At 55.2% G+C, this 11,877-nt stretch carries 9 protein-coding genes and 1 pseudogene; 8 read left to right on the forward strand and 2 right to left on the reverse strand.

Features of this window, described 5'->3' with window-relative positions:
• Window positions 1-10: 10 nt before the first annotated feature.
• From BFR47_RS01800 to arsJ, 7 genes and pseudogenes are all read left to right on the forward strand, one after another.
• A complete protein-coding gene (locus BFR47_RS01800) occupies window positions 11-1,039 on the forward strand; it encodes an HlyD family secretion protein (protein ID WP_071471474.1) in 1,029 nt (342 codons plus the stop codon).
• A 1,019-nt stretch (window positions 1,040-2,058) separates the two neighbouring features.
• The gene (locus tag BFR47_RS18945; protein WP_071471475.1) at window positions 2,059-2,850 is read left to right on the forward strand and encodes a metalloregulator ArsR/SmtB family transcription factor; all 792 of its coding nucleotides are present in this window, start codon (window positions 2,059-2,061) and stop codon (window positions 2,848-2,850) included.
• Window positions 2,840-3,559, forward strand: a complete 720-nt coding sequence (arsH, locus tag BFR47_RS01810) for an arsenical resistance protein ArsH (RefSeq protein ID WP_083398966.1) — start codon at window positions 2,840-2,842, stop codon at window positions 3,557-3,559. The genes BFR47_RS18945 and arsH overlap by 11 nt, the downstream gene beginning before the upstream one ends.
• 15 nt (window positions 3,560-3,574) lie before the next feature.
• Window positions 3,575-4,593 (forward strand): annotated as a pseudogene (gene arsB / locus BFR47_RS01815) (ACR3 family arsenite efflux transporter).
• A gap of 11 nt (window positions 4,594-4,604) precedes the next feature.
• Window positions 4,605-5,105, forward strand: coding sequence for a phosphatase domain-containing protein (locus BFR47_RS01820; RefSeq protein WP_071471476.1), 501 nt, complete (start codon window positions 4,605-4,607; stop codon window positions 5,103-5,105).
• A 13-nt stretch (window positions 5,106-5,118) separates the two neighbouring features.
• Complete coding sequence (locus BFR47_RS01825) at window positions 5,119-6,120, forward strand: ArsJ-associated glyceraldehyde-3-phosphate dehydrogenase (protein WP_071471477.1); 1,002 nt, start codon at window positions 5,119-5,121, stop codon at window positions 6,118-6,120.
• Window positions 6,121-7,350, forward strand: coding sequence for an organoarsenical effux MFS transporter ArsJ (gene arsJ / locus BFR47_RS01830; RefSeq protein ID WP_071471478.1), 1,230 nt, complete (start codon window positions 6,121-6,123; stop codon window positions 7,348-7,350).
• 100 nt (window positions 7,351-7,450) lie between these two features.
• Here arsJ and BFR47_RS01835 read toward each other — a convergent pair whose 3' ends face one another.
• Window positions 7,451-8,941, reverse strand: a complete 1,491-nt coding sequence (locus tag BFR47_RS01835) for a LuxQ periplasmic sensor domain-containing protein (RefSeq protein ID WP_083398967.1) — start codon at window positions 8,939-8,941, stop codon at window positions 7,451-7,453.
• Window positions 8,919-10,022, reverse strand: coding sequence for a substrate-binding domain-containing protein (locus tag BFR47_RS01840; protein WP_083398968.1), 1,104 nt, complete (start codon window positions 10,020-10,022; stop codon window positions 8,919-8,921). Before BFR47_RS01840 ends, BFR47_RS01835 begins: the two co-directional genes overlap by 23 nt.
• A gap of 247 nt (window positions 10,023-10,269) precedes the next feature.
• Between BFR47_RS01840 and paeA the strand changes: the two genes are divergently transcribed.
• Complete coding sequence (gene paeA, locus BFR47_RS01845; RefSeq protein WP_071471480.1) at window positions 10,270-11,586, forward strand: polyamine export protein PaeA; 1,317 nt, start codon at window positions 10,270-10,272, stop codon at window positions 11,584-11,586.
• Window positions 11,587-11,877: the final 291 nt, after the last annotated feature.

An 11,877-nucleotide genomic window follows, 5' to 3' on the forward strand; every position in this document is an offset into this window, starting at 1 on the left:
TCATCATGCATTGCCAAAGAAAGCCAAAATCACCAGTGCAGTACTGCTATTGGCAGTCGCGATAGGCTGTGTGCTTTATCTCAATCGGCCAGAATCAAGCACATCAAGTCAGTCCACAAAAGATGCTTATGTACAGGCAGACTTCACTTTTGTTGTCCCACAGGTTGCTGGGAAGGTCGGCCAGGTATTCGTGGAGGAGAACCAGCAGGTGAAGGAAGGGAACTTGCTCGCGACCATTGACGACCGGGATTTCGTCGTCGCCGTGGATGCCGCTAAAGCACAAGTTGCCAGTGCCAACGCCAGTGTCGCCAGTCTGGAAGCTCGTCTGGCACAGCAGCAAAACGCGATACACCAAGCGCAGGCAGTCGTTGCCATGGATGAGGCCGAGTTAGTATTGGCGAGAGCTAACCACGAACGCTATCGCAACCTGGCCGCTGATGGTTCAGGTACTGTCCAAGCCATGCAACAGGCCCAATCACAGTTGAATATCCGTCGGGCGAGCCAAGAGAAGAACAAGGCGGGACTAAAAGCGGCCCAGCAGCAGGTGGCTATTCTGCAAGCTGAACTGGAAAAGGCCAAAGCAGCGCTAGCCCAAGCCCAGGCCGCTCAAGCCGCAGCGGAATTAAAATTGTCCTACACGCGCATCACGGCCCCAGTTGACGGTACCGTGGGACAGAAATCGGTTCGTGTCGGAGCCTTCGTCAATACCGGTACCCCACTGCTGGCAATTGTTCCACTTGATGCCGTCTATATCCAAGCGAACTATCGCGAAACGCAATTGGCTCATATCCAAACAGGGCAAACGGTGGACATCAAAGTAGATGCCTTGCCCGGCGTCGCCCTGAAAGGGACAGTAGAAAGCTTAGGCCCTGCTAGTGGGGTCAGCTACTCTGCCATTGCGCCACACAATGCAACTGGCAACTTTACCAAAATTGTGCAACGTTTCCCCTTACGCATTCGCGTGGATTCTGGTCAGCCTGAGGCGGATAAACTACGCGTGGGTATGTCTGTGGTGTCAACCATCCAAACCCGGAACTAATGAAGCGTAAGAGTTGAGTTTGAACTTGCTGCTGCTCAGTGGCGATTAAACCGGTGGTAGTTTAGGTCGGTCAAGGTCAGCCGAAAGCTGAATGGTTGCAGGCCTCTTTCCGACAGGAACTGCCGCTAGATTAATAAACGACGGCGCATATAAGAGTAGTTATTTATGTGGGATAAGCGATATAAAAGCGAAATCTTTGCCTACGGCACAGAGCCTAGGGTGTACTTGTAAAGTATTTTATTTATGCACAAGTGCGGCTTGGGGGCAGGGCGAGATCATGAACGAACATAGATCACACTTTTCAAAATACAGGACACTGTGATTGTTCGTAATTTGTCCACTTTGATAGGGGGCTCCCGAAATATTGAGCGATAAAAACGGGGGTGATTAAAAAAGCAGACACTCATGCTCTCACCCTGGGCTTGATGGTATTTGTCACTAGTAGTGGGCAAATAAACCGAGCTTTATAAAGGCTATGGCGTACATTGTAACTTTTCATAGTGTTTTTACATTCTTCTTAATTTCTTCAGCCAACCAAAGCAGCGTTACACTCCATTGCGGCGGCGATAACGAATACCTTCGCCATTGAGCTTAGAATTACTTATAGAGTACCAGATGCAGTATGAATCTTTATTATTCATAAGCCGATGTTCCGAGGATATAATCGACTGATGAGTATGATACTTTATTTTGGCAGGGAGTAGTTTAGGGGGTTGCATACTGGGAGCTGTAGGGATTTACAGTATGATACTTTATTACTCTCCCACAACTGTGTGGGATGAAAGTAAAGTGTCATCCCACACAATAAGGTCTCATCATTGAAAACAGCCGGTAATGCCCACCCTCTGATCCTCCTTCATCCCCCGCAGACGACTATTTTCCATTCGGTTACGAAACCAGGCTTGTCGTACTCGCTGGCCATGACGACATATACGTAAAATTATATATGCATTAAATTGAATATCTTATTTTTCAGATGTAATATCTAGCCAACTACATCGGGAATAGCTGGGTATGCCATGAAACGAGTCCTGTTTGTCTGTACGGCCAATTCCGCCCGCTCGCAGATGGCGGAAGCCCTGCTGCGTCACTTTGGTGGCGACGATTTCGAAGTGTTCAGTGCCGGCACTGCCCCTTCCGAGGTGGATTCGCGCACCCTGCAGGTACTGCAGGACTTCGGGCTGGACATCACAGGGCTGGCATCCAAGTCGATCGAGCGTCTTGAAGATCAGCATTTCGACTTCGTGATCAGCCTGTGCGACAAGGCCCATCGGGAATGCCGGCACTGGCCCGGCAGCGGCGTTGTGATGGCATGGGACTTCCCCGACCCCAAGGCCAGCAGCGACCCCAAGGCGTTTGCACTCACACTGCAGGAAATCAGTGAGCGGATACGGCTGTTTGTGCTGGTTAACAGCAAGGCGGTGAAATCCGAGGTCAAGACCATTGAGCCGCTGGACTTTTTCAAGTCGCTGGCGGATGAAACCCGCCTCCTGAGCATGCTGCTGATCGAGCAGGAAGGAGAGCTGTGCGTGTGTGAACTGATGGCAGCACTGGAATTGCCTCAGCCCAAGATCTCACGGCACCTGAGCCAGTTGCGCAAGGCGGGCTTGCTGCTGGACAGGCGGCAGGGCCAGTGGGTGTTCTATCGCATTCACCCCCTAATGAACGACTGGATGCGGAACATTCTGAAAGACACCCTGGAACACAATCCACAATTGCTGGAATACCCCCGTACGCGCCTTGGCGGAATGAAGTCCCGCCCGTCTTCGGAAGGCAACATCTGTAGTGAGGAGAGCCTCAATGGCATATGACATAAACGATCTGCCCAATCTGGATGCCGAACGGTTTTCGGCGCTGGATCATGACGCCCTTATGGCGCCAGGGCCCGACCATGCGCCAAGAATTCTGCTGTTATATGGATCCTTGCGTCAACGCTCCTTCAGCCGCCTGGTCACCGAAGAGGCGAGCCGCCTGCTGCGTGCCTTTGGCGCGGAGACCCGCACCTTTGACCCCAGCGGTCTGCCCTTGCCGGACGATGCCGATGACAGCCACCCCAAGGTGCAGGAGTTACGGGAGCTGGTGCAGTGGAGCGAGGGCATGGTGTGGTGTTCGCCGGAACGCCATGGCGCCATGACATCGGTGATGAAGGCGCAGCTCGACTGGGTCCCGCTCAGCATCGGGGCCGTGCGCCCGACCCAGGGCAAGACTCTGGCCGTGATGCAGGTCAGTGGCGGCTCCCAGAGTTTCAATGCGGTCAACCAGATGCGCATTCTCGGGCGTTGGATGCGGATGATCACCATCCCCAATCAGTCTTCCGTGGCCAAGGCCTTTATGGAATTTGACGACAATGACCGCATGAAGCCCTCCGCCTATTACAACCGCATTGTCGATGTGATGGAGGAGCTGATGAAATTTACCCTGCTGACCCGGGGCAGCAGCGATTACCTCACCAACCGCTACTCCGAGCGGGTCGAAAATGCCGAGAAGCTCTCCGCCCGTGTCAACCAGCGTTCCATCTAAGGGGTAACGATTCATATGGGTATATTCGAGCGCTATCTCACCCTCTGGGTCGCACTGTGCATTCTCTCCGGCGTGGGGTTGGGCAATCTGGTTCCTGAGCTATTTGGTGCCATCGCACGGCTGGAGCTCGCTCACGTTAATCTGGTGGTGGCGCTGTTCATCTGGGTGATGATCTACCCGATGATGGTGCAGATAGACTTCAGTGCCATCAAGGATGTGGCAAGAAGCCGAAGGGACTGGTGCTGACGCTGATCATCAACTGGCTGATCAAACCGTTCACCATGGCGGCGCTGGGCTGGCTGTTTTTTCGGGTGCTCTTTGCCGACTGGGTCGATCCGCACAGTGCCGGTGAATATATCGCCGGCATGATCCTGCTGGGGGTGGCCCCTTGCACCGCCATGGTGTTTGTCTGGAGTCAGCTGACCCGAGGGGATCCCAATTACACCCTGGTGCAGGTATCGGTCAACGATATTATCATGATCTTCGCCTTTGCGCCGATCGCCGCCTTCCTGCTGGGTGTCAGCGATATCCAGGTACCCTGGCAAACACTGCTGCTGTCCGTCGTGCTGTATGTGGTATTGCCGCTGGTGGCCGGAGTATGGACTCGCCACCGGCTGGAGCGCAACGGGAGTGGTGTTCGTCTCAACACCTTTTTACATACTCTCAAGCCCTGGTCGATATTAGGCCTGCTGGCCACCATAGTGCTGCTGTTCGGGTTTCAGGCTGAAACCATCCTCGAACAACCCCAGACCATTGGTCTGATCGCCATTCCTCTGCTCATCCAGACCTACGGTATCTTCATCATCGCCTATGCCGCGGCCTGGTGGTTGCGCCTGCCACACAATGTGGCGGCCCCGGCCTGCATGATTGGCACCTCCAACTTCTTCGAGCTGGCGGTGGCGGTGGCGATCTCCCTGTTCGGGCTGCACTCGGGGGCGGCACTGGCCACCGTGGTCGGGGTATTGGTGGAAGTGCCCGTCATGTTGTCTCTGGTTTATTTCGTCAATCGAACCCATCGCTGGTTTGCCCATTAAGAGGATTGGTTATGTCTGTTTCATCTCACCCGTGCTGGTCGCTGCCGGTTGCGCAGGGCACCCTGTTGCTGACGCCCTGCCCGGGCACCCAGGGGGTGGCATTGAGCGAATCACTGTCACAGCTGAAAGCAAGCGGGGCCACCGCCGTCATCACCCTGATGACAGAAGCCGAGCTGAGCCATGAAGGCCTGCAGGGCTTTTCCTCGGCCGTACAGGCCGCCGGGCTGGACTGGTTTCATCTTCCGGTACCGGATGATGATCTGCCGGGCGCAGATTTTGACCTTGCCTGGCATGCCTGTGGCGCAGAGCTACTGCAACGCCTGCAATCCGGTGACACCCTGGCCCTGCATTGCAAGGGCGGCTCTGGCCGTACCGGGCTGGTGGCGGCCAAACTGATGCTCGCCGCCGGTTACACAGCGGAAGACGCCATCTCGGCCATTCAGGCTCTGCGGCCCAAGGCCTTCAGCCACCCGGCCCAACGTTCCTATATTCTGAACTCAGTCAACAGTTAAGCGGAGCAACACCATGACCATTAAAGTAGGCATTAACGGTTTCGGCCGCATGGGCCGCCTGACCATGCGGGCACTCTTTGAGCAGGGTGATGTCGAAATCATTCACATCAACGACCCCGCCGGTGATGCGGCCACCCTGGCCCATCTGATGAATTTTGATTCGGTGCATGGCCGCTGGCAACACGATGCCACCACAGACGGCGACAGCATGCTGATTGGCACCTCGCGGATCGCCGTCAGCAGCAACAAGACCATTGCCGACACCGACTGGTCGCGCTGTGATCTGGTGATTGAAGCCTCCGGCAAGATGAAGAGCAAGGCGGTGCTGCAGGCCTACCTTGATCAGGGCGTCAAGCGAGTGGTGGTAACCGCGCCGGTCAAGGAAGAGGGTGTGCTCAATGTCGTCATGGGGGTCAACGATCACCTCTATGATCCCGCGCAACACCGCATCGTGACCGCGGCGTCCTGTACCACCAACTGCCTGGCACCGGTGGTGAAGGTGATCCATGAGCAGCTGGGCATCCGGCACGGCTCCATGACCACCATTCACGATATCACCAATACCCAGACCATTCTGGATGCGCCGCACCAGGATCTGCGCCGTGCCCGCGCCTGTGGCATGAGCCTGATCCCGACCACCACCGGCTCGGCCACGGCGATTACCCATATCTTTCCGGAGCTGAAGGGCAAGCTGAACGGCCACGCCATCCGTGTGCCGCTGGCCAATGCGTCGCTTACCGACTGCGTGTTTGAAGTGGAACGCGAAACCACGGCGGAAGAGGTGAATGCCCTGCTGAAAGTTGCCGCCGAGGGTGAGCTGAACGGAATTCTGGGCTATGAAGAGCGCCCGCTGGTTTCCATCGATTACAAGACAGACCCGCGCTCCAGCATCATCGATGCCCTGTCTACTCTGGTGGTGAATGGCACCCAGGTGAAAATCTACGCCTGGTACGACAACGAGTGGGGCTATTCCAACCGCACCGCCGAGCTGGCACTGAAGGTGGGACGTTCATAAATGCTGACCCGGCTTGCTCCCGCCATTCGCCAGTATCTGGTGGTGACCGGCAACTACTGGGCCTTCACGCTCACCGACGGCGCCCTGCGCATGCTGGTGGTGCTGCACTTTCATGGCCTGGGCTATTCACCACTGGAGATCGCACTGCTGTTTCTGTTCTACGAGATTTTCGGCGTGATCACCAATCTGGTGGGGGGCTGGCTCGGCGCGCATCTGGGCCTTAATCGCACCATGAACATTGGCCTCGCCCTGCAGGTGGTGGCACTTGTCATGCTGCTGGTGCCTGCGGTCTGGTTGACCGTGCCCTGGGTGATGGTGGCTCAGGCGCTGTCGGGCATGGCCAAGGATCTCAACAAGATGAGTGCCAAAAGCTCGATCAAGCTGCTGGTACCCACCGGGGCTCAGGGCAGACTCTACCAGTGGGTGGCCCTTCTCACCGGCTCGAAGAACGCGCTCAAGGGCGTCGGCTTCTTCCTGGGGGGAGCACTGCTCATGTGGTTGGGTTTTGCTGGCGCTATCGCGGTGATGGCGATGGCGCTGACGCTGGTGTGGCTGCTGAGTCTGGTATTGCTCAAGCAGGATCTCGGCAAGGCGAAAAACAAGCCCAGATTCCGCGACATCCTGTCCAAAAGCCGGGCGGTCAATATTCTCTCGGCGGCGAGAATGTTCCTCTTTGGCGCCCGGGATGTCTGGTTTGTGGTGGCGCTGCCGGTGTTTCTGTCCCAGACACTGGGTTGGAATCACAGCCAGACCGGCGGCTTTCTGGCCTTGTGGGTGATTGGTTACGGCCTGGTGCAGGCACTGGCACCGCGCATTACCGGCAAGGCGTCGGGAACGGTGCCCGATGGCCGGGCCGCCACACTCTGGGCATTGATGCTGACACTGATACCGGGGTTGATTGCGCTGGCACTGACCATCGAGCTGGATCCCGCCACTGTGCTGATTGGCGGCCTGTTGCTGTTTGGTGCCGTGTTTGCCGTCAATTCATCACTGCACAGCTACCTGATCGTCAGCTATGCCGGCAGGGATGGCGTCTCGCTGGATGTGGGCTTCTACTACATGTCCAATGCCATGGGCCGCCTGCTCGGCACCGTGCTGTCGGGCTGGGTCTTCCAGTCGGCGGGACAAGGCAGCGCCGGCATCCAGGCCTGCCTGTGGGTGTCACTGGTATTCCTGCTGCTGGCAACGCTTATCTCCGTCAAGCTGCCGCGCTCGGAGCAGGCGGTCTGATACAAGGCGCTTCACGCACACAGTCGGGTTGAGTGAATCCGTTCGGGCGGTTCTGGTTATCGTGGCCGGAACCGCTTTCTGTTTATGGGTTCCGCTGTGCTCAGGTTCCCGTTTTCGGGCTTGGCAGCGGTGTGGGTCTGCCTGCTGCCTCAGGGGTTGTTGTATCCCGAGGTTGCTCCCGAGAGTCCTTGAGGGTGGATATGTCCGAGAAGACCACCATGTAGTGACTGGTCTCGCCATCGCGATCTTGAAGAGCGGAGATCGACAACCAAAGATGGCCGGGGCGTCTGTTTTTCAACCGGCTGGCGACTTCTCCCTGCCAGTATCCGGTGACGCCGACCCTTTGCCATGGACGTTGCCAGGCCTGGTCTCCCAGTGTTATCCGTAGCACGCTGGATAGCGTCATGCCGATAACCTCATCCAGACGATGGCCGGTAATATGGGTATAGGCAGGGTTGGCATAGATCAGCCGATGGGCACTATCGAACATCACGACGGCTTCCATCATGTTTTCGAGAATATTCCCGTGAAGGTGCCGTGATGTGTCGGCCTGCTGCAGGCGGGGGCCCGGAAGCTTGAGCTCCTCGATGTGCCCGGCCTGAGAAGAGCCGGGGTGGCCATGACCTGCCTGCCCGACAGACCGGCCGAGGCCGTTCAATGGCGAAGTGAGCCGTTTCAGCGTGTAAAGGGTCAGGGCGAGGGTGATCATCAAGACCAGTATCAAGGCCTGCAGGCTGTGGTAGCCATAGGTCTGTCGTAATTGCTGGAACAGGGTGTCATCGGTCAGCAGCAATAGCTGTAATTCGCTCTGCTCACCATTGATAAGCAGGGGCTGCAGACTGAAATAATGCCCCTGTACCCGGCCTCGGGGGCGCTGGCTGGACAGCGCCCGGGTAAACATATCGGCTGAAACATCGCTGTTGGTGAGGCTTGGCCCTACCGGCTTTCCGCGCAAGACCAGTTGCAGATTGATGTTCTGGGTGTCCTGTCCCAGCAAGCTTAACAGGGTCAGGTTGTCATTCAGTACCAGGCCTCCGAACAGGCTGCCTATCATTTGCCCCGAATCCGGTGACAGGACAGGATAACGCTGTATCAAGGCCGTCAAGGGGGCGGGCAAGGGAGTCAGCTCGACACCGGCCCATTTGTTATAGAAGGGGGTGTCGGCAATCAGCGTTTGCAGCCGGTGTTCCAATATGTAGAGGGGAGAGTTCATATTGGTCCAGTACTGACCCTGTCGCGTCAGTATCAGCAGGTCCAGGTATTCACCGTGATTGTGATTGAGCGTGTTCTGCAGTTGTATCCTGGCAGCGTGCCGGTCGTCACTGGCGATGATGGCGGCCAGCTCCGGCTGCTCGGCGGTGGTCGACAGCAAGCTGTCCAGGCCGCTCAGGTAGCTGTCCAGGCGGCCCTGCAACAGGCTGCCGGTCTCCTGTAATTGGTGGTTAATATTGTCATCGACCATTTTTGCCGTGCTGTGATAGGTCAGCATCAGCAAAGCCACCGCCAGCAGAAGAAATGCAGGGAGCAACACCATCAGCATAAGACTGAGCAGTTGCCTGATGCGAGGGTTATTTCGAATAACGGAAAGCATGGGCTTTGAGTCGCTCCAGTTCTGCGGTGGGGGTCTTTTGGTCTATGACGGCGAAGTCTCCACTATAGACCAGGGGTACCTGATCGGCTTTTCCTTCCTGATCGAGACGGATGGCTTCCGCGATGGCGACACCGTTATCATCGTTCATGCGCATCACGGTCAAATCCAGGCTGCCCTGGGCCAGAGCATCCAGCTCGGCGCTGCCGCCTCCCCATCCGTTGAGGATAACCTTGTCTTCCCTGTTCAGTTTTTTCAGAGCGTCGATGGCCCCGAGGGCGATATCCGTGGTACAGGCATAGATCAGGTTGATATCCGGCTTGGCCTTCAGCGCCTGCAGCACCGCCTGGCTGGCTTTTTCATGGCTCATATCAGTATAAAAAGCCTGGCGCAGGGTAAAACCGGGCTGGTTTGAGGTGAGCCGGATAAATTCGTCCCCTCTGGCCTGGCTGACATAACCCCGGGTACCGTACAGCATCAGGTAGCTGGCCTGCTCTCTGGTCATTTTGTTGATGGCATCGGTCAACAGCCGGGTGCCTTCTCCATGATCGAAGCCAACATAGAAAAACGGCTGTTTATTTCCGCGGTATTTCAGCGGGGTAGTGATATTCATCAGGATGAGTTTGGGTCGGCCACGGGCCAGAATCTTGTCTATCAGGACCCGGTGGCGCAGCGTATTCAGCGTCAGTATCAGGTAGTCGGGATCACTGCTCAGGGCCTCGGCCAGCTGCAGCTCCTGTTTCCTGTTGGTACTGGCTGGCTGGAATGAGTAGTTTTGCAGGGTAAAGGGCAGGCCTATTTCCTGCAGACGGAGGCCAAGGGTTTTCCGGTTGCGTGACCAGTAATCCGATATTTGCTGGTCCGGAATAAGCATCGCGATCTGTACCGGCCTGGCCGTTGATGAGTTCAAGGGTTCGGCGGGTTGCCGTATCCGTGCCGAAAATGCATCGGACAGCGAGCGCTGTTGTGGGAAGGCATCCAGGTATTCCTGAAAAGACCAGTAGTTCTGGTCTTCTCCCTGAGCCCAGCAGGGTATCAGCAGGCAAGTCAGTATCCAGCCGAGTAACCATCGTCTTGTCAACATGGTGTTAATCGCATAAGTGATTATTCGAATGATCGTAATCGAAAAATGGACTCATTATGATCTCTTATCCGGATTGAAACCTGAATGACGATAATGTTTTCATTTATAGCATTTTCTTTAAATCAATGTTGATTCTATCCGAAATACGAAGTCGAAGTCGGCTTCTGTTAAATTTTATAGGTCATGATATCCTGAGCCTGTTTTTTCTGACTTTACTTCCCTTGCTTATTTACCGGTGTACATCACTATGACGTTATTCGAGAACCTGCTGATACTCATTCTGCTGGTTGCTGGCAGTTCATTTTTTTCGGTATCAGAAATCGCCCTGGCCGCATCACGGAAGATGAAACTGAGATTGCTCGCCAGCGATGGTGATCCCAATGCCGAAAAAGTGCTGATGCTGCAGGAGCAACCGGGAAACTTTTTTACCGTGGTGCAGATAGGTCTCAATGCCGTGGCAATTCTGGGGGGCATTCTGGGTGAAGCCGCCTTCACACCTTTTATCACCGAATTGCTGAGGACGTTCTTTGACGGTGTCTGGATTGAAAAAACGGCGTTCTTCCTGTCATTTTTCGTGGTGACCTCGCTGTTTATTCTGTTTGCCGATCTCATGCCCAAGCGACTGGCGATGATAGCTCCGGAAAGGATCGCTATCTCTGTCGTCCGGCCGATGGCTTTTTTTATCCTGGTGCTCAAGCCACTGGTCTGGTTTTTCAACGGACTGGCCAACTTGTTTTTCCGCTTGTTCAAGGTGCCAACCATGCGCAAGGATGAAATCACGCCGGAAGACATCATCGCCATGATGGATGCAGGTGCCCAGGCCGGGGTCTTGCAGGAACAGGAACATCATCTGATCGAAAACGTGTTTGATATGGAATCTCGCACCGTCACCTCGGCGATGACCACCCGGGAAAGCCTGATTTACTTTACCCTCAACGAGAGTCAGGACAGCATCAAGGCCAAGATTGCCGAGCACCCCCATGCCAAGTTTCTGGTGTGTGAAGACAGTCTGGACAAGGTGGTCGGCTATGTGGACTCCCGTGACATTCTGATGCAGGTGTTGCACCAGCAGCCGATTTCCTTGCAAAAGGAAGGCATTATCCGTAATCCGCTGATCATCCCGGATACCCTGTCCATGTATGAGGTGCTGGAGCACTTCAAAACGGCGGGGGAAGACTTTGCCATCATCATGAACGAGTATGCGCTGGTGGTGGGTATCATCACCCTGAAGGATGTAATGAGCATTGTCATGGGTGAGCTGGTGCAGTCGCAGGAAGATAATATCGTGTGTCGAGATGCCAACTCCTGGCTGGTAGAAGGCTCGACGCCGCTGGAAGACGTGATGCGCGTACTGGATATCGACAGCTTTCCCAATGATGAAAACTACGAAACCATCGCCGGCTTCATGATGTACATGCTGCGTAAAATCCCCAAACGCACCGATTTTGTACTGCATTCGGGCTACAAATTTGAAGTGGTTGATATCGACAGTTACAAGATAGATCAGTTGCTGGTGACCAGGGTTGGCTCATATGAAGCTGTTCATGATGAGCAAATGTATTAAAAAACACCTTTTTGCTTGAGTTTTGTTCGGATGGCAAGAGAGTCGATGTTTTTATCAAAAAAGCCCTTGCGCAAAATCGGGCGGTCCCTATAATGCGCATCCACTGACACGGGGCAACACGCCAACGGTCACAAGGGTTCGAAACGAACGAAACAAAGTTTGCTTCAACGCTTGACGAACAAAACGGAATGCGTAGAATACGCATCCCTGACCTGAAACAAGGTCAACGCTCTTTAACAATATATCAAGCAAACTGTGTGGGCACTCGCAGGTAGTTGAGAAACAAAAAAA

The sequence above is a fragment of the Oceanisphaera psychrotolerans genome, assembly GCF_001870485.1.
In the GTDB taxonomy this organism is placed as follows: domain Bacteria; phylum Pseudomonadota; class Gammaproteobacteria; order Enterobacterales; family Aeromonadaceae; genus Oceanimonas; species Oceanimonas psychrotolerans.